Annotated in this window: 21 protein-coding genes; 13 read left to right on the plus strand and 8 right to left on the minus strand. The window is 39.1% G+C overall.

All coding sequences use genetic code 11. The features are described 5' to 3' along the window. The first annotated feature begins 69 nt into the window (after positions 1 to 69). Both ACSLUF_RS11780 and ACSLUF_RS11785 read left to right on the plus strand, forming a co-directional pair. On the plus strand, positions 70 to 885 hold the full coding sequence (locus ACSLUF_RS11780) for a 2,3,4,5-tetrahydropyridine-2,6-dicarboxylate N-succinyltransferase (protein WP_435622983.1): 816 nt from the start codon (positions 70 to 72) through the stop codon (positions 883 to 885). 254 nt (positions 886 to 1,139) lie between these two features. Beyond that, a complete protein-coding gene (locus ACSLUF_RS11785) occupies positions 1,140 to 1,937 on the plus strand; it encodes a glycosyltransferase family 2 protein (RefSeq protein ID WP_435622984.1) in 798 nt (265 codons plus the stop codon). Here ACSLUF_RS11785 and ACSLUF_RS11790 read toward each other — a convergent pair. Next, complete coding sequence (locus ACSLUF_RS11790) at positions 1,919 to 2,752, minus strand: glycosyltransferase family 2 protein (protein ID WP_435622985.1); 834 nt, start codon at positions 2,750 to 2,752, stop codon at positions 1,919 to 1,921. The genes ACSLUF_RS11785 and ACSLUF_RS11790 overlap by 19 nt on opposite strands. 58 nt (positions 2,753 to 2,810) lie before the next feature. Between ACSLUF_RS11790 and ACSLUF_RS11795 the strand changes: the two genes are divergently transcribed. Genes ACSLUF_RS11795 through ACSLUF_RS11825 form a run of 7 tightly spaced genes read left to right on the plus strand, consistent with a single transcriptional unit; the run spans position 2,811 to position 9,206 of the window. Next, positions 2,811 to 3,713, plus strand: coding sequence for an ATP-grasp fold amidoligase family protein (locus ACSLUF_RS11795; protein ID WP_435622986.1), 903 nt, complete (start codon positions 2,811 to 2,813; stop codon positions 3,711 to 3,713). 9 nt (positions 3,714 to 3,722) lie between these two features. Continuing rightward, positions 3,723 to 4,577 carry a glycosyltransferase gene (locus ACSLUF_RS11800; protein WP_435622987.1) on the plus strand — a complete coding sequence of 285 codons (855 nt, stop codon included), beginning with the start codon at positions 3,723 to 3,725 and terminating at the stop codon, positions 4,575 to 4,577. Further along, complete coding sequence (locus tag ACSLUF_RS11805; protein ID WP_435622988.1) at positions 4,561 to 5,121, plus strand: L-threonylcarbamoyladenylate synthase; 561 nt, start codon at positions 4,561 to 4,563, stop codon at positions 5,119 to 5,121. The genes ACSLUF_RS11800 and ACSLUF_RS11805 overlap by 17 nt, the downstream gene beginning before the upstream one ends. Then, complete coding sequence (locus tag ACSLUF_RS11810) at positions 5,121 to 6,551, plus strand: CCA tRNA nucleotidyltransferase (protein ID WP_435622989.1); 1,431 nt, start codon at positions 5,121 to 5,123, stop codon at positions 6,549 to 6,551. The genes ACSLUF_RS11805 and ACSLUF_RS11810 overlap by 1 nt, the downstream gene beginning before the upstream one ends. Beyond that, complete coding sequence (locus ACSLUF_RS11815) at positions 6,548 to 7,579, plus strand: COX15/CtaA family protein (RefSeq protein ID WP_435622990.1); 1,032 nt, start codon at positions 6,548 to 6,550, stop codon at positions 7,577 to 7,579. The genes ACSLUF_RS11810 and ACSLUF_RS11815 overlap by 4 nt, the downstream gene beginning before the upstream one ends. A 26-nt stretch (positions 7,580 to 7,605) precedes the next feature. Next, positions 7,606 to 8,106 carry an IS1096 element passenger TnpR family protein gene (locus ACSLUF_RS11820; protein WP_435622991.1) on the plus strand — a complete coding sequence of 167 codons (501 nt, stop codon included), beginning with the start codon at positions 7,606 to 7,608 and terminating at the stop codon, positions 8,104 to 8,106. Positions 8,107 to 8,147: 41 nt separating this feature from the next. After that, entirely contained in the window at positions 8,148 to 9,206 is a 1,059-nt protein-coding gene (locus ACSLUF_RS11825) for a nucleoid-associated protein (protein ID WP_435622992.1), read from the plus strand. Here ACSLUF_RS11825 and ACSLUF_RS11830 read toward each other — a convergent pair. Continuing rightward, positions 9,203 to 10,273 carry a hypothetical protein gene (locus ACSLUF_RS11830; protein WP_435622993.1) on the minus strand — a complete coding sequence of 357 codons (1,071 nt, stop codon included), beginning with the start codon at positions 10,271 to 10,273 and terminating at the stop codon, positions 9,203 to 9,205. The two genes, ACSLUF_RS11825 and ACSLUF_RS11830, sit on opposite strands and share 4 nt — an antisense overlap. A 75-nt stretch (positions 10,274 to 10,348) precedes the next feature. Here ACSLUF_RS11830 and ACSLUF_RS11835 point away from each other — a divergent pair, with 75 nt between their 5' ends. The 4 genes from ACSLUF_RS11835 to uvrB are packed head-to-tail and all read left to right on the plus strand — an operon-like array spanning position 10,349 to position 15,897. Continuing rightward, complete coding sequence (locus ACSLUF_RS11835; protein ID WP_435622994.1) at positions 10,349 to 11,245, plus strand: ABC transporter ATP-binding protein; 897 nt, start codon at positions 10,349 to 10,351, stop codon at positions 11,243 to 11,245. An 11-nt stretch (positions 11,246 to 11,256) separates the two neighbouring features. After that, positions 11,257 to 12,090 (plus strand): ABC transporter permease, encoded by an 834-nt coding sequence (locus ACSLUF_RS11840; RefSeq protein WP_435622995.1) that lies wholly within the window; start codon positions 11,257 to 11,259, stop codon positions 12,088 to 12,090. 27 nt (positions 12,091 to 12,117) lie between these two features. Further along, the gene (locus ACSLUF_RS11845; RefSeq protein WP_435622996.1) at positions 12,118 to 13,863 is read left to right on the plus strand and encodes a T9SS type B sorting domain-containing protein; all 1,746 of its coding nucleotides are present in this window, start codon (positions 12,118 to 12,120) and stop codon (positions 13,861 to 13,863) included. Positions 13,864 to 13,908: 45 nt separating this feature from the next. Beyond that, positions 13,909 to 15,897 (plus strand): excinuclease ABC subunit UvrB, encoded by a 1,989-nt coding sequence (gene uvrB / locus ACSLUF_RS11850; protein ID WP_435622997.1) that lies wholly within the window; start codon positions 13,909 to 13,911, stop codon positions 15,895 to 15,897. 88 nt (positions 15,898 to 15,985) lie between these two features. On the opposite strand, the gene ACSLUF_RS11855 is transcribed toward uvrB, so the two are convergent. From ACSLUF_RS11855 to ACSLUF_RS11880, 6 genes are all read right to left on the minus strand, one after another. Next, positions 15,986 to 16,411: an Hsp20/alpha crystallin family protein gene (locus tag ACSLUF_RS11855; RefSeq protein ID WP_435622998.1), complete on the minus strand. Its 426-nt coding sequence runs from the start codon at positions 16,409 to 16,411 to the stop codon at positions 15,986 to 15,988. A 116-nt stretch (positions 16,412 to 16,527) separates the two neighbouring features. After that, on the minus strand, positions 16,528 to 16,929 hold the full coding sequence (locus ACSLUF_RS11860; protein WP_435622999.1) for a TerB family tellurite resistance protein: 402 nt from the start codon (positions 16,927 to 16,929) through the stop codon (positions 16,528 to 16,530). A gap of 111 nt (positions 16,930 to 17,040) precedes the next feature. Then, the gene (locus tag ACSLUF_RS11865) at positions 17,041 to 17,370 is read right to left on the minus strand and encodes a hypothetical protein (RefSeq protein ID WP_435623000.1); all 330 of its coding nucleotides are present in this window, start codon (positions 17,368 to 17,370) and stop codon (positions 17,041 to 17,043) included. 367 nt (positions 17,371 to 17,737) lie between these two features. Further along, positions 17,738 to 18,073: a hypothetical protein gene (locus ACSLUF_RS11870; protein ID WP_435623001.1), complete on the minus strand. Its 336-nt coding sequence runs from the start codon at positions 18,071 to 18,073 to the stop codon at positions 17,738 to 17,740. A gap of 192 nt (positions 18,074 to 18,265) precedes the next feature. Next, entirely contained in the window at positions 18,266 to 19,459 is a 1,194-nt protein-coding gene (sucC, locus tag ACSLUF_RS11875; protein ID WP_435623002.1) for an ADP-forming succinate--CoA ligase subunit beta, read from the minus strand. 61 nt (positions 19,460 to 19,520) lie between these two features. Next, positions 19,521 to 20,159, minus strand: coding sequence for an LON peptidase substrate-binding domain-containing protein (locus tag ACSLUF_RS11880; RefSeq protein WP_435623003.1), 639 nt, complete (start codon positions 20,157 to 20,159; stop codon positions 19,521 to 19,523). Positions 20,160 to 20,247 lie beyond the last annotated feature (88 nt).

Here is a 20,247-nt window from a genome sequence, read left to right on the forward strand (position 1 = left end):
AAATGTTACGAGTTTAAAATGGACGGCAATATTCTCTTCGGCCCCTTTATATTTGCCAAAATTTTTGATATGACCGAACTAAGAGCACAGATAGAAAACGCTTGGGACAACAGAGAACTTTTGAAAAATTCTGAAACCCAAAACGCAATACGCGAAGTAATCAACCTGATAGATTTAGGGCAATTGCGCTGTGCTGAACCTAATGATGATGGCTGGCAGATAAATGAATGGGTCAAAAAGGCAGTGGTACTCTACTTTCCCATACAAAAAATGGAAGTTTTGGAAGCTGGAATCTTTGAATACCACGATAAGATTCCTTTAAAAAAGGGATATCAAGAAAAAGGAATTCGTGTTGTTCCCCATGCGGTAGCCCGACATGGAGCCTATATTTCTTCAGGCACCATTCTTATGCCCAGTTATGTCAATATTGGAGCCTATGTGGATGAAGGCACCATGGTAGATACATGGGCCACCGTTGGAAGCTGTGCCCAGATTGGTAAAAATGTACATTTAAGTGGAGGCGTAGGTATTGGAGGAGTACTAGAACCTCTTCAAGCGGCCCCTGTAATTATAGAAGATAATGCCTTTATTGGTTCCCGTTGTATCGTGGTTGAAGGTGTTCGAGTAGAAAAAGAAGCAGTTTTAGGAGCGAATGTCGTTCTTACTGCATCTACCAAAATAATTGATATTACCGGTGATAAACCTGTTGAGCTCAAAGGTAGGGTACCTGCGCGTTCCGTTGTTATTCCTGGAAGTTATACAAAGTCTTTCCCGGCAGGTGATTATCAGGTTCCCTGCGCATTGATAATCGGTAAGCGCAAAGAAAGTACAGATAAGAAAACATCACTCAACAATGCTTTACGTGAGCATGATGTAGCGGTTTAAGTTTGCCCCAATTAATTTATTAAGTAAGGACCCAATAGCCATTCAATCGTTTTATTTTTTCAAGTTTTGCTATAAGAAAGCAACCTTCTGACATTCTGCCTATCTAAGAGATAACAACCTAAAGTGTTAAAATTTTGCGAAAAAGTAGGGGATTGTCATTCTTAATTGTTTTGTAAGAAAATAACCTCACCAACAATTTTTAGCCCATTTTTTTGTTATAATTTTGTAATACTAAGTGCGAATACCAGTAAATTATGGCGAATTCTGCCAAATCCAAACTCTCAGCCCTCGTTATCACCTACAATGAAATAGGATATATTGAAAGGTGTATAGAATCCATTTCTTTTGCAGATGAAATACTTGTTGTAGATTCTTACAGCACGGATGGTACGTTTGAATATTTAAGGGAACTTCCAAACGTTCGAGTCATTCAACATCCCTTCGAAAACTTTACAGCACAAAAATCGTATGCACTAAGTCAATCTTCTCACGATTGGACTCTTTTTGTGGATGCGGATGAGGTGGTTACCCCCGCGCTACGGTCTGAAATTGTAGAAACTATTCAAAAACCAAATGCTTGCGAGGCCTATTGGTTTTATAGAAAATTTATGTTCAAAAACGAACTTCTACGGTTTAGTGGTTGGCAGACTGATAAAAACCATAGGCTTTTCAGAAAAAGTAAGGCAAAGTATACTGACAAGAAGATTGTCCATGAGACCCTTGAGGTAAATGGTCGCTCATGTATTCTCAATGAAAAATTAATTCATTATTGCTACAAAGATTACGAAGACTACAAGGGCAAGATGCTGAGGTACGGTCAGTTAAAAGCAAAAGAATCTTTTTATAAGGAAAAACAGTTCAATTATATTTTGATTGTTGTAAAACCTTTCTGGAAATTCTTTTACCACTACATCATCAGGCTTGGATTCTTAGATGGAAAAAAAGGGATTATCATATCGTATTTGAATGCCCTTGGAGTACTGGAAAGATTTAAGGAACTTAAACGATTGGAAAAGAAAAATGAGCTTACCTACTATTTGGTAATGCCATGATAGGTCCAAACCGATTTGTCCACTTTGGTTTGCCTTCTTATTTCCTTGTTTTTCGCAATTGATTCTGGAGTTTTATACCCTCTCTTATGATCTAAGTGCACACAAACTGCACTGTATCTTAGTTGTTTGGACTTAATTCCAAAATTAAACAACCTTTCTCCCAGTTCTCTATCCTGACCACCATACTGCATTCTCTCATCAAACCCATTCACATTTAGAATATCTTTCTTCCAACCTGAGGAATTATGTCCATTCCAACTGGCATTGGTTGGAGTAAACGTATTGAGAAACTTTGAAATAACACCACTAGCGGTCAATTTATTATTCTTAAAAGTCTTGGGTATCCCCTTGTCCTTTAACCAACCGATATCAAAACAACGTTGTTTTTCAATATCTTCCAAGGTTATCATCTTAGAAATATTCATGGGTAGCATATAATATCCTCCGGAAATGAAATATCCCTTTTCCTTGTTAATGTAATGTACTTCTACAAAATCCTCCCGTGGAATACAATCACCATCGGTCATTATGATATAGTCTGCGCTACAGGCTTCGACCGCCTTATTCAGTATTCTGGACTTTTGGAACCCATCATCCTCTTGCCATACATGGACAATATTGTAGAACACTTCTTTCTGCACGGTTTCAAGAAGTTCTTTGGTTTTTGGTCCAGAACCATCGTCGGCAACAATGACCTCAAATCTTTTGTAGGTTTGACAGTTAAATCCCCATAATACCTTTTTGAGCCATTCCTCAGCATTATAGGTACTTATTACTATCGATATCTTAGGTGTATCCTGTACTTTCGTATTCATCTTGGCAAAAATATAAAAGTCTCAATGTATATCTTTGCAATCGACCAATTTTCCAGAGATGCTTAGAAAAATTCAGCTAGGACTCATAAAAAAAATGAAGTTTCTACCCGCGCCAACTTTTATGAAGGCGTATTATGAATACTATACTGGAAAAAAACTAGACCTCGACAATCCTAAAGATTTCAATGCCAAAATCCAATGGCTCAAGGTATTCTACCACCCTATGATTTTGAGTAAACTGGTGGATAAATTTGAGGTAAGGGAATATGTTAAGGAAACCGTTGGAGAAAAATATCTAAACGAACTCATAGGGGTTTATGAAAAACCATCTGAAATAAATTTTGATAATCTCCCTCAAAAGTTTGTGCTAAAAGCTACCCATGGCTATCATTTTAATCTTTTGGTAAAGGATAAGGACAAGCTAAACAAAAAAAAAGCACGATATCTTATGTACAAATGGCTTTCCAAAAACCAGTACAAGCGTGGTGGATTGGAATGGGCCTATAAGCATACCAAACCGCGTTTGATTGTTGAAACCTACTTGGAAGAAATTGGTAAAGAAGACATCAACGATTACAAATTTTTCTGTTTTAAAGGTGTCCCCAAATTATTGCATGTGGATATAGACCGGGGTACTAAACATTCCCGTGCGTATTATGATATGGAATGGAACAAACTCCCTATCAAACATGACAGCATTGCCTTTATTGAGGGAGAAACGGAGCAACCGGAAAATTTTGCCGAAATGGTGGAAGTAGCGACAAAATTGGCCAATAAATTTCCTTTTGTACGAGTAGATTTATACAATCTTAGTAACAGAATTGTTTTTGGAGAAATGACTTTCTATCCCGCCGATGGCAGGTTGGAATTTATGCCCGAAGAATATAATCGAATTTTAGGGGACTATTTAAAACTGCCCCCCATTCCAGAGGGACAAAAACAAATTACCGAAATCGCGTAGCAGTAGAATATGAAAGTAGTCAAGGAGCTTCCCATTTCGATAGCCAAGACCTTACAGCTTTTAAGCGTTCCGGCATCCCGTTTAAAAAAGAGGAAGGAGCCCCAAATTCCTATTATAATTTCACTTACCTCTATTCCTTCGCGTCTTGGGACGCTTCATTTGGTGATTAGAAGTTTACTGAAACAGGACCATCTGCCAAAGAAAATTCTTTTGTGGCTAAATAATGACCTTAAGGATAAGCTTCCCCGTAAACTGGCAAAATTAGAAGGAGATATTTTTGAAATCAGATTTTCGAATCTAAACTGTTCCCACAGAAAGCTTATCCATTCCATTGAGGCCTTTCCCAATGATACCATTGTTACGTGTGATGATGATTTAATGTATCGGCAAAACTGGTTGTCCTTGATTTACAATGAGCATTTGTTGAACCCCAATCAGGTTATTGGAAATCATACCGTACATATCAACCATGACGCAACGGGGAAACCACTCCCTTTTAAAAAATGGAAATACCCTGTTGACGGAGAAATCAATACTTGGGCCATGACACCCATTGGGGCGTGGGGAATATTGTATCCTCCACAATCCTTGTCAAAATTGACTTTGGATGAGAAAAAATTCATGGAATTGGCCCCAAAAGCAGATGATTTATGGTTCAAAGCTATGGCTTTGCTGCAAGGTACCCAATCCATCCAAGCTAAAAATACCCCCAAGGAACCTATACCAATAGGTGGCACCCAAAAAGTTGCCCTCAAAAAAGAAAATTTGGGAATGGATAAAAACACAGAACAATGGTTGAAGCTTGAAGAGGCTTTCAATCTGTCCAAAATCATAAATTCAGAAACACTTGATACAGGAAATTAACCAGTGTATAGAAATCCTTAAGGCAGGAAAACTCATACTCTATCCAACAGATACTGTTTGGGGCATAGGTTGTGATGCTACCAATGAAGAGGCCGTCAAACAGATATACTCGCTCAAAAACAGGGACGACAGTAAGGCTTTGGTATGTTTGGTAGCTCACCAAGCCATGTTGGAAAGACATGTAAAACAGGTTCCGGATGTGGCCTATGATATTATGGATTTTGCCACAAAACCTACCACTATCGTCTTTGATGAGCCTATCGGGGTAGCTAAAAATCTGGTGGCAGATGATAATACTTTAGCCATTCGGGTTGCATCAGATGTTTTTTGTCAACGAATGATTCAAAAATTTGGCAAGCCTATTGTTTCGACTTCCGCCAATATTTCTGGGGAGCCCACCCCAAAAGATTTCCAATCCATAAGCCCAAAAATTTTAAAAGGAGTGGACTATGTGGTAAATTTGCCTTTGGAGAATACGAATGCACCTCCATCTTCCATCATTAAATTAAGTAATGATGGTCAGGTTAAGGTAATTAGGGAGTAATGACGCAAGAATTCCACGAAAAACCACTACAACATCCTATATTCAAGCTTATTGGAGAAGTCTCAGCAAAGCTGGGAATGGACTCTTATGTTATTGGTGGATATGTAAGGGATTACTTTTTGAATCGAGATACTCCTAAGGATATCGATGTGGTAACCATAGGTAGCGGAATTACCTTGGCACAAAATATAGCTTCACAGCTTGAAGGTAAACCTCAAGTTTCCATCTTCAAAAATTTTGGCACCGCCATGATTAAGTTTGAGGACCTCGAGTTGGAATTTGTGGGAGCCCGTAAAGAAAGTTACCAGCACAATAGCAGGAAACCCATCGTTGAGGATGGCACTCTAGAAGATGATCAAAATAGGAGAGATTTTACCATAAATGCCCTTGCCCTATCCTTAAACCAAAAAAACTTTGGGGAGTTGCTTGACCCTTTTAATGGCAGAAAAGATTTGGTAGATAAAATTATCCAGACTCCACTAAATCCCAATATCACCTATTCGGATGACCCTTTGCGCATGATGCGTGCCATTCGCTTTGCATCACAATTGAACTTCGAGATTGAGTCAAAATCGCTTGGGGCAATTTCTGAAAATAAGGATCGTATCAAGATTGTTTCCAAAGAGCGCATTGTAGATGAGCTCCATAAAATACTACTCAGCGAAAAACCGTCAATTGGTTTTAGACTGATGGACAAGACTGGTCTTTTACCTTTGATTTTACCTGAGTTAATTGCCCTTCAAGGAATTGAAGAAATTGAAGGACAACGCCACAAAGATAATTTCTGGCATACCCTGGAGGTTGTGGATAACATTGCGCAAACCACAGATAATCTTTGGCTACGCTGGGCAGCTCTTTTACACGATATTGGAAAGGCCCCAACAAAACGATTCAGCAAAAAGGTAGGATGGACTTTCCACGGACATGAATTCGTAGGTTCCAAGATGGTGTACAAGCTTTTCAAAAGGTTACGAATGCCATTGAATGACAAAATGAAATTTGTCCAGAAAATGGTAATGATGAGTTCAAGACCTATCATTTTGGCTGAGGACAGTGTTACCGATTCAGCGGTACGACGTCTTGTTTTTGATGCGGGTGACCATGTAGATGACCTAATGACGCTTTGTGAAGCGGACATTACTACCAAAAACCCTAGAAAACAAAAAAGGTACAAGAACAACTTTAAACTAGTTCGCCAAAAAATCGTAGAGGTTGAAGAACGGGATCAGATACGTAATTTTCAACCCCCGGTAACCGGCGAAGAGATTATGGAAACCTTTAACTTGAAACCTTCCAAAGAAATTGGAATCATCAAAGATGCCATTAAAGAGGCCATCCTTGAAGGAGAAATTCCCAATGAACATGAAGCTGCGTTTCAATTTATGCTTCAAAAAGGGGAATCCTTGGGACTAAAACCTGTAACGCAATGAGCATTTCATTTCGCAAACTGGCAAAAATAAGCTTAGTACTCGTCTATCTTGTTATTGTGGCTGGAGCTGTCGTTAGAATGACCGGAAGTGGCATGGGCTGTCCAGACTGGCCTAAATGCTTCGGATACTACATCCCACCCACAGAAGAAGAAACTTTACTATGGGGTGCAGACCGCGAATTTGAAAAAGGACAGGTAATCATTAAAGACGAAGGATTGTTGGTAGCCAATAGGGATTTTACGTCAACTACTTCGTTCGATATCGCAAACTGGAGCGCTTACACCAAACATGATTATGCTCTTTTTAATGTGTGGCACACTTGGATAGAATACATCAATCGATTGTTGGGAGCTTTGGCAGGGTTGGCTACATTTCTCTTGGCCCTACTTTCTTTAAAATATTGGAAAACCCAAAAGAGAGTTGTTCTATTTTCTTGGATTGTCGTTTTTGGAATGGGTTTCCAAGCTTGGTTGGGAGCAACTGTGGTTTACTCCGTACTGGAACCTGTAAAAATCACACTGCATATGGTAATGGCCTTAGTTATTGTTGCCTTGTTGATATATCTGGTCCATATTACCAAAACCAAAAATACATCTACCCAAATCCCAAATCTAAAAGCACTTTTGTTTGGCGCATTGTGCCTTACATTGATACAAATCGTTTTGGGAACCCAAGTACGTCAGTTTGTGGATGAGCAAATTGATTTAGTAGGTGAAAATGCAAAAAATCTATGGTTGCAGGATCCCAGTATTCAGTTTTATATTCACCGTTCACTATCTATTTTGGTATTTGTTGTAAACGGATACATCTGGTGGTTCTTCCGAAAAATGCAAGTAAACCTGTTTTATGTGAATTGGATTATAGCTTTGATAGGTCTTGAAGTACTCACGGGGATTAGCATGTACTACATCGATTTCCCATTCGGTACACAACCCGCACATTTGGTTTTGGCTTCAATTCTTTTTGGATTTCAATTTGGCTTGGTTTTGAATGTTCTTAGCTCCAAAACTCCCGTTAAAACTTATTAACTTTGCATCCACTCAAAATTTTTGGGATGATATATAAAATCAGGATTATCCTTGATGCCGAGGACGATATTTTTAGGGATGTGGAAGTTGAGGATACTGAAACCTTAGAGGATTTCCATAATGCGATTACCCAGGCTTTCGGGTTTATGGGAAATGAAATGGCCTCGTTCTACACCTGTGACGAGGAATGGAACCAAGATGAGGAAATCGCCCTTTTCGATATGGGCGAAAATGGTTCCGATACCCGATTGATGGCCCATACAAAGTTGAACGATGTACTGACCGAAGAAAGTCCTAAACTCATTTACGTTTACGATTTTCTAAGCATGTGGACTTTTTTCGTGGAATTGGCAGATATTGTTGAAAAAGAGGACGGGAGAACCTATCCTAATTTACTTTTTAGTTTTGGAGAACTTCCCGATTCACCTCCTGAGAAAAACTTTGAATCAAAACCAGATCCCTTGATGGATTTGGACAATGACATCGATAGTTATGATGATTTGGATTTTGATGAGAATTGGAATTAAAATTCCTAACTGAACCTTTTTAGAACCATAAGAATTACCCTATGCTTAACCTGTATTCCGCCCAAATCGAAAGTATTTCCCTCCATCGAGTGGGTAACAAGAGTAAAGCCGAACCTATCTTTTTATCGGCTACTCCATTTTCTCTTTCAGATGAAATGTCGGGTTTGCTCAAGGAATATTTTTTTAAGCCTTTTCGCGAAAAAGAGGAAAATTACTATCGTTTTTTCAATGATGTTGATGTAGAGTTCAATGAAGTGTTCAAATTGGTGTCTGAACTTTTTTCCAATACTTCAAAATGCCATGAGATTTCCAAGAAAATTACCCAACACTTATATCAGCAATCCAACCATCCCCATATTAAAAGTGGGGAGGTATATGTGGCGCATTTTACAGATGTCGTAATAGACCAAGTAAAGACTGATGCCGTTGGAATTTTCAAAAGTGAATTAAAGCACGACTTCTTGGAGTTTGAGGAACAATCCGACAATCTCGAAATTTTGGTACGTCAAGGCATCAACATCAATAAATTGGATAAAGGGTGTCTCATATTTAATAGGGACAAAGAGGAAGGCTATAAAGTCCTTTCCGTTGATAGCAATCGATATGACGCCAAATACTGGTTAGAGAACTTTTTAGGCATTATCCCCCTAACCGACGAGAATTTCTACACCAAGAATTATTTGAAGTTTTGCCAAAACTTCGCAAAGGATGTGGTGCTACCCGCTGAAGACAAACAACAAGAGGTGTTGTTCATGAACAGAGCCGTGAACCATTTCGCCAAAAATGATGCTTTTGAGGAAACTTCCTTTTTGAATGAAGTAATGGAAAATCCTGAACTGATTCCTGAATTCAAACATTATAAAGTAGAAAAAGGGCCCAAGTACAGTATTGAGGATGTATCCAACTTTGATATAGCCAATAAGGCAGTATCCGACGCTAGAAAGAAAATAAAGAACGTCATTCAACTGGACACCAATATTCAGATAAAAATGGATTTTATCAACCCTGAATCTGCGGAAAAATTCGTGGAAAAAGGTTGGGATGAGGAACGCCAAATGTATTATTATCTGGTGTACTTCAACAAGGAACAAAAAAGCTAGCTAGCCCAAATTTGTGACATATTTACATCTTGGTAATTTCGTTTCACAAAGTCCAAGGCTAGAGACAGTACCTCGCCCATGGTTGCGCACTTTTTAAAATTCAAGTCTTTGGTAAGCTCATAAATTTCCATCTTTAGCCTTCCAATATTCTCATCCAGCGAGATATCATCGGTCTTTGAAATACCTATCAAGCGTTTGATTCGATTTCCAGAACTGATAATTCGCTTGGCTACAATGGAACGTTCTTCGATTTTGTATTGATCCACGGAATTTTTCTGGAGTTTTGAGCGTACCAATTCTACCATTTTAAAGTTCTCCTTAAAAAATTGCGGGCGATAGACCTTTAACTTTCCTTCAAAGCATTGTTGGTCAAAATCAATGGCTCGAATTTTATAAACCACATGGTCAAAATCATGGACTGGGACAATCACATAGTTGTAGGACCTCATGTCTCCTAAGAGCCGAATCATACAGCGCTCATTGAATTTGACAAACTCTTTAGCCAATTGCGCTTTTTCCGCTTCGCTACATTTGGGTAACATATCTTGGATAAAAACATCTCCGGGAATTCCTGCAATATGCTCCTCAATCAACGTATCACCATACACCAAAAAGTTGAGGTTGTAAGGAGAAAGCATATGCTCCAATTCCAAGCCATATACCCTAGAGGCATCTGTTTTTTTTACATAAAAATAGGTGTAGTTATCATTGAGGATGTTTCGGATTTTAATTCGAAAGGGTTTAGAATTTCCAAAGGTGCAGTAGTCCACCGCATCCACGGTTAAATATTCAAGAATACGGTCTGAGCCATCAGAGTGTAAGATGGAATACACCTTTTTTAAACTAAGATCAATTTCTTCCCTTTCGAAATCAGAATAGTATACACGCACCCATAAAGTATCCTCTCCTTCGGCATCATAAACTACTATGGAACCGGAGAAACGGAGTAGGTCTTCATAAAAAATGGGAATCTCTATTTTACGACTGTATCGATTCAAGTAACCGTCCAGTTTTTTGTTCACCGGGTAGGCCGGTTTTTTTTTGGACATCAATTTTTCTTCTGACATTCCTTCCCTATTTTGTAACAAAAATCCACATACTTCGTCAAGTTACTACAAACAAATCAAAAAACGACAGTCATTTTGAGCACGATACTCACGGTTAACAACCTAACTAAAAAATTTGGATATCTCACCGCCGTCAAAGACCTCTCCTTTTCCATAGAAAAAGGCAATGTATATGGCATTCTGGGTCCCAATGGAAGTGGAAAATCAACCACACTAGGAATTATATTGAACGTTGTCAACAGAACTTCAGGGGAATTCAGTTGGTTCAATGGGCAAACTTCTACCCATGAGGCCCTTAAAAAAGTAGGAGCAATTATAGAAAGACCCAACTTTTATCCCTACATGACCGCCATTCAGAATCTGAAACTGGTGTGTAAGATTAAAGAAGTTTCTCCGGATAAAATTCAGGAGAAATTGGAGCTGGTAGGGCTGTGGGAGCGCCGAAATAGCAAGTTCAAAACCTATTCTTTGGGTATGAAACAGCGCTTGGCCATCGCCTCTGCCCTCTTAAATGACCCTGAAATACTTATTTTGGATGAACCCACCAATGGATTGGACCCTCAAGGTATCCATCAAATACGGGAGATTATCAAAAAAATTGCAAATCAAGGCACTACCATCTTACTGGCTTCCCACCTTTTGGATGAAGTTGAAAAAGTATGCTCCCATGTTGTGATTCTCCGAAAGGGAGAGAAGTTATATTCAGGTCCTGTGGATGGAATGTTGGCCAGTTTTGGGTTTTTTGAGCTAAGAACTGATGATATGGACAAGCTCAAGGATATTTTGGATAAACACGTGAGTTTCGGTAAAATCAGTCAAGAAAATGGTACGCTAACAGCCTATCTTAAGGAAGAAATGAAAGCCGAAACCTTAAACAAACTTTTGTTTGAAAAAGGTATGGTGCTTTCCCATCTCGTAAAACGAAAAGAAAGCCTTGAAGAACAATTCCTTACCCTCACCAAAAACAACTAATCAAAAAACGCATGGTACGTTTACTACAAATAGAATTCATCAAACTTTGGAACAATAGGGCAAGTAAGGTCCTAATATTATCCTATTTTATTTTATTGACCTCGATTGCGCTGATTGCAGCCATTAAATTTGATATCGGTCCAGTAAAATTTCATTTAGCAGACCAGGGCATTTTCAATTTCCCCTACATCTGGCACTTCAATACCTTTATTACCGCAATATTCAAATTGTTTTTGGCCATTGTTATTGTATCCATGATGGCCAATGAGTACAGTAATAAGACTATAAAACAGAACCTGATTGACGGCTTATCCAAAAAAGAATTTATCCTTTCCAAGTTCCTTACTGTGATTTCCTTTTCGGCAATTTCCACAGTATTTGTATTTGTGGTTTCCCTAATTCTTGGTCTGATTTATTCCGATTACAACGAAATCTCCATTATTTTCTCGGACCTCGAATTTGTGATAGCCTTCTTTGTAAAGTTAGTGGGCTTCTTTTCGTTCTGCCTTTTTCTGGGAATCTTCGTGAAACGCTCAGCCTTTGCTTTGGGATTTCTAATCTTATGGGCAATTTTGGAGCAAATCGTTTTTGGCCTTTTGGGTTGGAAGGTTATGAGTTGGGACGCGGCCAAGAGAATCAAGGATTTCTTTCCACTGGAATCAATGACTAACCTGATAAAAGAACCTTTTACCCGATTGTCCGCAGTACAAAATATTGGACAGCAAATTGGGGAAAACATGAGTTTTGACTACCAGGTATACTGGTACGAGTTCCTCATAGTACTCTTCTGGACCGCCCTTTTTATCTATTTGTCCTACGCATTATTAAAAAAACGGGATTTGTAGTATCTTGTAGTGTTTGATTTGGGTCAAATGCTAAAAAAGTTGCTGGTTTTCATATTGGTATTTTTACCGCTTTGGATTGTAGCGCAAAGTTGTCCTCGGATTTTAAGTCCGGTTCCAGGGTCAACTGATGTGCCAGTCGATGCTACCATTAGATGGCAGGAAATTATAGGTGTACCAAGCTATAATATTTCCATTGGAACAACTCCGGGAGGAAACGATATTATAAATAACGTACCCGTAGGGACAAACACCTCTTTCAAACCTCCATTTGGCTTACCGGAAGACACAGAAATTTTTGTGACAATCACTCTATTTTTCTTCAATAATCCAGACGATAACATTATTTGTCCAAGCATATCATTCAGAACAGAGGATGTCACAACACCCCCAAACTGCACTCAATTATTTCTTCCAGAGAACGGGGATAATGATGTAAATTTTAGAACCAACCTAAGATGGAATCTTGCTCCGGGCGCCACATCTTATCTTCTGCGAATCGGAACAACTCCAAATGGAAGTGAAATTTTACCCGAAACGAATGTAGGGAATACGCTGCGATACGATCCCCCGAATGATTTGCCCATCAATTCAGAAATATTTGTTCAAATCACTCCGTTGAATGAAAATGGGCAAGCGTTGAATTGTACTGTCGAATCTTTTAGGACAACAGTCGTAGCACAAAGTTTAAATTGCACGCGACTGACATTTCCTATAGATGGTGCCACCAACGTCCCGTTAACACCGCTATTGCGATGGGAAGAGGTTCCGGGGGCAACAGGATACCGCGTCACAATTGGGACTACCCCTGGAGGAAGCGAGATAGTTAGCGAAAGGGTATTCAGGACTAATTCAACATTCGTAATTAATTTCGAGCCGAACACGCTTCTTTTTATGACAATCGTTCCTTTCAATGATTTTGTGGAAGCAACCGATTGTAATATGGAGAGTTTTTCCACCGCGATAGGCTGCGGTCCATTTTTTGACCCTTCAGTAGGGGATTTTGTGTCCTTTTTTCCAGAATTGGACTTTCCTGAGAGTTTTACGCTATGCGAAAATTCAGAACCTTTAAACCTTTCCACGAGCACATTGGCCGAGACTTATCGCTGGGCAAGGGTTACCTCGCAAGGATCGGAGATTGAATTACTTTCTGAAACTACGGAAGTACAAATAAGTGAAGGTGGAGTTTACAGATTGGACGTAACTGATTTTATAAATGCGAATGGTGATATTATTCCCTGTACCTCTTCCCAAATGTTTACGGTAAATGTAACACCGGGCCCTACAATAAATTCGGTGGATGTGGAGCGTGTCGGTGATAATTTGACCCTTACGGTCAATGTTAGCGGTAGCGGGGTATATGATTATTCTTTAAACGATATAAATGGACCATATCAAAGCAGTAATGTGTTTACTAACGTACCTCGTGGCAATAACATAGTATATGTTCGGGATACCAGTCTAGATGGGTGTACATTGGCTATAGACGTATCACAGGATTTGGTTTCAGAGGGTTTTCCTAAATTTTTTACTCCGAACGGAGACGGAATAAACGATTTTTGGCGATTTGAGCTTCCTCCAAATGCAGAGGAAGTTCAATTTGCCTCGATATCTATTTTTGATAAGTTCGGTCGACTTTTATTTCAAATGCTTCAAAGTTCGGAAGGATGGAACGGGACATTTGATGGCCGGCCTTTACCTTCGTCAGATTATTGGTTTAGGGCTGTTGATACGGACAATAGGGTTTTTCAAGGTCATTTTACCTTGAAAAGATAAGTAGGTTCGCTTTCACATAGCCTCTAGCTTTTGTAATTTTAACGGATGAAATTTCAAGTAGAATCCGAGTTTAAACCTACTGGTGACCAGCCTCAAGCCATTAAGCAGTTAGTAGATGGCATTCTACAAAAAGAACCTCATCAAACCCTATTGGGAGTAACAGGTTCGGGCAAAACCTTCACTGTAGCCAATGTCGTAGAATCCGTTCAAAAACCCACCTTGGTTCTGGCTCATAACAAAACTTTGGCAGCTCAATTATATTCTGAATTCAAACAGTTTTTCCCCAATAATGCCATAGAGTATTTTGTTTCTTACTACGATTATTACCAGCCTGAGGCCTATATCCCTACTAGCGGACTTTACATTGAAAAAGACCTTTCCATTAACGAGGATATAGAAAAATTGCGATTAAGTACTACTTCCTCCTTATTATCCGGAAGAAGGGATGTGTTGGTTGTAGCATCAGTTTCTTGTTTGTACGGTATTGGAAATCCTATAGAGTTCCAAAAAAATGTGATTTCCATTCACAGAGATCAGGTGATTTCAAGGACCAAGTTTTTAAAACAACTGGTTCAAAGCTTGTATTCTCGGACAACAGTGGATTTCAGAAATGGTAATTTTCGAGTCAAGGGAGATGTGGTGGATGTATTCCCTGGGTATGCTGACCATGCTTTTAGAATTCATTTTTTTGGGGATGAGATTGAAGAGATTGAGGCTTTGGACCCCTTCAACAATAACGTAATTGAGGTGTATGAAAACCTCAATATCTATCCGGCCAACATGTTTGTTACCTCTCCAGATATCCTCCAAAATGCCATCATCCAAATACAGGATGATTTGGTAAAACAAATAGATTACTTCAAGGATATTAGCAGGCCTTTAGAAGCCAAAAGGTTGGAAGAGCGCACCAATTTTGATTTAGAAATGATTCGGGAATTGGGATACTGCTCAGGTATTGAAAATTACTCAAGATACCTAGACGGCCGGGAACCGGGAACCCGACCATTCTGTTTGTTGGATTATTTCCCTGATGATTATTTGATGGTCATCGATGAGAGTCATGTCACTATTCCACAAGTACATGCTATGTACGGTGGTGACCGTTCGCGAAAAGAGAATTTGGTGGAATATGGTTTCAGATTACCTGCAGCCTTAGATAACAGACCCCTAAAATTTGAAGAGTTTGAAGCGCTACAAAACCAAGTTATTTATGTGAGTGCGACACCTGCGGATTATGAGCTCCAATTGAGTGAGGGGGTTTATGTGGAACAAGTTATTCGCCCAACAGGTTTGTTAGACCCAATAATTGAGGTAAGAAGTAGTAAAAACCAGGTGGATGATTTAGTAGAGGAAATACAAAAACGAGTGGAATTGGACGAACGCACTTTGGTAACCACTCTTACAAAACGTATGGCAGAGGAGTTGGCCAAATACTTAGCTCGAATTGAAGTGCGATGCCGATATATTCACAGTGATGTGGACACCCTAGAGCGTGTGGAAATTATGCAGGACTTGAGAAAAGGAATATTTGATGTATTGATAGGCGTTAATTTGTTGCGTGAAGGGCTGGATTTGCCAGAAGTTTCTTTAGTGGCCATTTTAGATGCTGATAAAGAAGGATTTTTACGAAGTAATCGGTCTTTGACACAAACCGTGGGTAGGGCGGCCAGAAACTTAAATGGAAAGGCCATAATGTATGCGGAAAATATTACGGAAAGTATGCAAAAAACCATTGATGAGACCAACTACAGAAGGGATAAGCAAATGGCCTACAATGAGGAAAACAATATTGTGCCCAAAGCTTTGAATAAGAACTTGGATAATGCTTTAGCCAAAAATTCAGTTTCTACCTATCACTTTCAGAAGGAAGAACTTCGCGCTGCAGAACCTGAACTGGAATATCTGACCCAAGAACAAAAGGAAAAGCTGATACGAGAGAAACGAAAGGCTATGGAAAAGGCTGCTAAAGATCTAAATTTCATGGAAGCGGCCAAACTTAGGGACGAAATCAAACTGCTTCAAGAACAGGATTAAAAAGAAAGCGCACTCCGAGTGGAGCGCGCCTTCCAACTAACCAACTAAACCAATCATCATGAAACACCTACGTTGGTGTTTTATAATTTTATCCTATCTCTATCAATCTCTTAGGCTTGGGCAGGGCCTCTTCTTTTTTAGGCAAGGCCAATTTCAAGATTCCGCTTTCGTAACTGGCATCTATCTTAGAACCATCTACGGTTTCAGGTAGGGTAAACACCCTTTTGAACGCGGTATACGAAAATTCCTTTCTGCGGAAGTTTCCTTTAGTTTCTTCGGTTTCAGTTTTGCCTTCGCTGGAAATGGTAAGCACCTCATTATCCACCTCAATCTTAAAGTCTTCTTTTTTCGCTCCTGGAACTGCTAGTTCCAATTCGAATCCAGTTTCATTTTCTTTAATATTTACTGCGGGAGTACTTAGATGTAGTTTGTCCATCCCTCCAAACCAATCGGGTCCAAATACATCATTAACCAAGGAAGGAAAAAACAGATTATTTCTTTTTACGATACTCATGATAAATCACTTTTTTAATTTGAATTAAAATCATGATATCATAGTCAAATGGTATACCAATGCATTTTTTATGTCATTTTGGCATTTTCTTAACAAAATATAGTGACACTATGTCATTAATTGTATTGTGCCTTGAAAATATCGATGAGTACTTCTGGAGGGACAATCTTGTTAGGATACTTGTGCATCACCTTTAAAACTTGGGAAATTCCGGTTGGTGGCAATCCCATTTTAAGCCCCAAAGTATGCAGCGAATTGATTTCCTTTTCATGTTGCTCTTCATCGATGTTCATCAGCAACAAAAGCCTGTGAAACTGCACAATTCGTTCTGCTTGGGATTTTAAAACAGGTTTAGTGGTTTTCTTTTGAAGTAGTTTGTCAAAAGTCGCTTGGTCGATACCCAAGTTAGCAGCTACCTTCACCAAGAATTGATACTCGGATTTCTTTATGGATTGGTCCACCCTTGCAAATGCAATCATTTCAGATAAAATGTTCAATTTTTCTTGGTGGGAATCCATTGGTTGAATTTTGGCAACACTATTAGGATAACTCAATAACCTAGGTTTTAGTGTATAAAAAAATCCTGGAAGACTTCCAGGATTTTCAAACTAACTCTAAAAATTCAAATTCTAAGCTAATACGCGCACGGGCACCGTATAAATTTTACCTTCTTGAATACTTACCAACTCAACTTTTTGATAGTTCAACCTACCCTTTACAAAACTTTCCAAAGTAAGGTTCTCGGTATCCACAGAAAGCACAACAATTTCACCCTCTTTATTAATGGTGAAACGGACGTCTGCCTTAATCTCTCCTTCCTCCAAAGCAAAAGCATTCTTACTCAGCATTTCTTGTATCTGAACGGATAGTTTTTTAACAGGACCATTTCCTTCACTTGCTCCCACTGTTACCGTGGAAAAAATAAACATTGCCATAAAGGCCAAACTCAATTTTTTCATGATGACTTTTCGTTTTTGTGATTTTTAAACATTATTGATTTTAACTAAAAACAAATTTTGAAAAACGTCTCTTTTCGAAAGACGCGTTAAAATTAGATACAAACATTCCTGCAAGGGTCCATCAAAGTCTCATTTAATCAATTGTTAAACTCGCTAACCCAATGCTAATATTCAAACCAAGCACCGAACAAGACGGACAGCATGAATATTCTCTCTTAAAGTTTCTTAATACATTTTTATAAAATGAAAGAACGGTCTCTAAAGCATTTTTTCTTTCATAGAATTTCATGAAGTTTCAAGAATTCCAAAAAAGGGCAATGTTAACTCAACATTACCCTTCCTTGGATAGAAAACCTAAAACACACCATTATGAAGTCAATCGTACATCAACTACATACTGCTTCCCAACCTCAAAATCGGTTATGTTTACCTTCTTCCTACCCAATCTTCTGTTTAAAAACCCCTTTACATCCCAATACTCGGTTTTAATCGCCAAGATTACGATGCGTTTGTCCTCATTTAAGGTGAATAGAACCCGGGCCGTTAAATCCTCATTCTTTACATAAATGGAATTCTCTGCCAAAATCTCATGAATCTGCTCTGACAAGGTTCTTACCTCAGAGCTTTTCTTTGGAGTGGTAGCCCAAACGCTACCTGATACCAGCATGACGGCCCATGCCGTCAATAAACTTAATTTTCCCATACTGTTTTTTGATTAATGATGAATATTCGATTGATGTCAATCTGACTTCAATTTTGGAATTTGTAAACAGAAAACAGCACGTTTAACACAAGTTTGGTATCGAATTGGGATTTCTTTTGGAGATTACCAAAAATTTATCACAAAAAAAGGGCTTGCAAACCAAGCCCTTTTATAATAATGTATAGTTATGGCTTAAGCCAAAACCTCTTTTACTTTGTCGGCAGCCTCTTGGAACTGTACCGCTGAATGCACCGCTAGACCGGAATTATCTATAATCTCCTTGGCCAATTCGGCATTGGTACCCTGTAACCTTACGATAATCGGAACCTTAATGGAATCCCCCATATTTTTATAGGCATCCACAACTCCTTGAGCAACACGGTCACAACGAACGATGCCCCCAAAAATGTTTATCAAAATGGCCTTTACATTGGGGTCTTTCAAAATAATTCGGAAAGCTTCTTCCACACGCTTCGCGTCTGCCGTTCCCCCAACATCCAAGAAATTTGCAGGTTCACCACCCGCCATTTTAATTAAATCCATGGTTGCCATAGCCAGACCGGCACCATTTACCATACAACCCACATTACCATCAAGGTCTACATAATTCAGTCCTACTTCACGTGCTTCAACTTCTATGGGGTTTTCTTCACGTAAATCACGCATCTCTGCGTAGGCCTTTCTGCGATACAATGCATTGTCGTCAATGGAAACCTTGGCATCTACTGCCATGATTTTATCATCAGAAGTCTTCAACACCGGATTGATTTCGAACAAACTGGCATCACTTTGCTCATATGCCTTATACAATGCAGATACAAACTTCAGCATTTCTTTAAAAGCTTGACCAGAAAGTCCGAGATTAAAGGCAATTCTTCTTGCCTGGAAAGGAAGTAATCCAGTTGCTGGGTCAATTTCTTCCGTAAAAATAAGATGTGGGGTTTTCTCGGCCACTTCTTCAATATCCATACCTCCTTCTGTGGAGTACATTATCATATTTCTGCCGGTACCTCTGTTCAAAAGGACGGACATGTAAAATTCGTTGGTCTCACTATCACCTGGATAGTATACGTCTTCCGCTATCAGTACTTGGTGTACTTTCTTTCCTTCCGCAGAAGTTTGTGGAGTAATCAAATTCATCCCAATAATACTTCCTGCCAACTCTTCTACTTCCTTCAAGTTTTTGGCCAACTTAACTCCACCACCTTTTCCTCGACCACCAGCGTGTACCTGGGCCTTGATTACATGCCACCCAGTGCCGGTTTCCTGAGTCAATTGTTTGGCCGCATCAACAGCCTCTTTAGCATTTCTAGCCACGATGCCGCGTTGAATACGCACACCAAAACTTGCCAAAATCTCTTTTCCTTGATATTCGTGAAGATTCATGTAGAAGTAACTTTTTAATGCTGACAAAAATAGAAAACGAAAGGTAATTACCCTAAAGAACTTATACTTTAAAATCCTTAAAGTCCAAGGGGTCAAAATTCTTAAAATGACCGTTCATTTCAATCATTGCTTTAGTGCGATTGATACTTTTGAGCACCTCCGCAGTGGTTTCCAAATGTTGTTTGATGAAGAGTAACCTATCCGTTTCCTTTGGAATTTGAAGTAGACTGTATTCTTGTTCAAAGGAAAGTCCCATTTTATGGGCCAAGGAATAACTGTTGAATTGTTTCGGTGAAATTTTGGTGAAAGGAACTTCCATCAAATCGTAAAGCATCTCAATTTTTTCCAAAACTTCCAAGCGAAGTTGGTCATCTGCATCGTTTTCCAAATCCAAAAACTCCACCTCGCCCCCTGCATATAGTTTTCCCTCCATCTGATTTTCAAAGGACAACACCCGAAACACCTGTCGGGCTACGCAAACCACATCCATTTCGCCTCCTTCATAGGTATTTACCACCTCGACCAGCTGAACCTCTGTGCCGAAAGCAATGGAATCGTTAATATACACTGGTATGCCAAAAGTCACCGCCTCATTGCGGCAATCATTAATAAGCTGTTTGTATCTTTCCTCAAAAATATGAAGGGGTACCGTTTCTCCTGGGAAAAAGACAGATTGCAACGGGAATAGGGGTAATGTCATGCTGGTAATTTGTTCTAAATGTACAATGCCCTTCGAGAAGTGACAAGTTTTGACTTTTCAATGTTTTGTTATTTTTACAACAATTTGT

Origin of the sequence: Flagellimonas sp. (genome assembly GCF_965601775.1) — a bacterium.
Lineage (GTDB): Bacteria > Bacteroidota > Bacteroidia > Flavobacteriales > Flavobacteriaceae > Flagellimonas.

Excerpts from the sequence above, each read along its gene's own strand:
- ACSLUF_RS11790 (WP_435622985.1), bottom strand. The coding sequence starts at position 2,752 with ATGAATACGAAAGTACAGGATACACCTAAGATATCGATAGTAATAAGT.
- ACSLUF_RS11800 (WP_435622987.1), top strand. The coding sequence starts at position 3,723 with ATGAAAGTAGTCAAGGAGCTTCCCATTTCGATAGCCAAGACCTTACAG.
- ACSLUF_RS11865 (WP_435623000.1), bottom strand. The coding sequence starts at position 17,370 with ATGAAAAAATTGAGTTTGGCCTTTATGGCAATGTTTATTTTTTCCACG.
- ACSLUF_RS11825 (WP_435622992.1), top strand. The coding sequence starts at position 8,148 with ATGCTTAACCTGTATTCCGCCCAAATCGAAAGTATTTCCCTCCATCGA.
- ACSLUF_RS11815 (WP_435622990.1), top strand. The coding sequence starts at position 6,548 with ATGAGCATTTCATTTCGCAAACTGGCAAAAATAAGCTTAGTACTCGTC.
- ACSLUF_RS11780 (WP_435622983.1), top strand. The coding sequence starts at position 70 with ATGACCGAACTAAGAGCACAGATAGAAAACGCTTGGGACAACAGAGAA.
- ACSLUF_RS11820 (WP_435622991.1), top strand. The coding sequence starts at position 7,606 with ATGATATATAAAATCAGGATTATCCTTGATGCCGAGGACGATATTTTT.
- ACSLUF_RS11810 (WP_435622989.1), top strand. The coding sequence starts at position 5,121 with ATGACGCAAGAATTCCACGAAAAACCACTACAACATCCTATATTCAAG.
- ACSLUF_RS11870 (WP_435623001.1), bottom strand. The coding sequence starts at position 18,073 with ATGGGAAAATTAAGTTTATTGACGGCATGGGCCGTCATGCTGGTATCA.
- sucC (WP_435623002.1), bottom strand. The coding sequence starts at position 19,459 with ATGAATCTTCACGAATATCAAGGAAAAGAGATTTTGGCAAGTTTTGGT.
- ACSLUF_RS11860 (WP_435622999.1), bottom strand. The coding sequence starts at position 16,929 with ATGGATTCCCACCAAGAAAAATTGAACATTTTATCTGAAATGATTGCA.
- ACSLUF_RS11845 (WP_435622996.1), top strand. The coding sequence starts at position 12,118 with ATGCTAAAAAAGTTGCTGGTTTTCATATTGGTATTTTTACCGCTTTGG.
- ACSLUF_RS11840 (WP_435622995.1), top strand. The coding sequence starts at position 11,257 with ATGGTACGTTTACTACAAATAGAATTCATCAAACTTTGGAACAATAGG.
- ACSLUF_RS11785 (WP_435622984.1), top strand. The coding sequence starts at position 1,140 with ATGGCGAATTCTGCCAAATCCAAACTCTCAGCCCTCGTTATCACCTAC.
- uvrB (WP_435622997.1), top strand. The coding sequence starts at position 13,909 with ATGAAATTTCAAGTAGAATCCGAGTTTAAACCTACTGGTGACCAGCCT.
- ACSLUF_RS11855 (WP_435622998.1), bottom strand. The coding sequence starts at position 16,411 with ATGAGTATCGTAAAAAGAAATAATCTGTTTTTTCCTTCCTTGGTTAAT.
- ACSLUF_RS11830 (WP_435622993.1), bottom strand. The coding sequence starts at position 10,273 with ATGTCAGAAGAAAAATTGATGTCCAAAAAAAAACCGGCCTACCCGGTG.
- ACSLUF_RS11880 (WP_435623003.1), bottom strand. The coding sequence starts at position 20,159 with ATGACATTACCCCTATTCCCGTTGCAATCTGTCTTTTTCCCAGGAGAA.
- ACSLUF_RS11795 (WP_435622986.1), top strand. The coding sequence starts at position 2,811 with ATGCTTAGAAAAATTCAGCTAGGACTCATAAAAAAAATGAAGTTTCTA.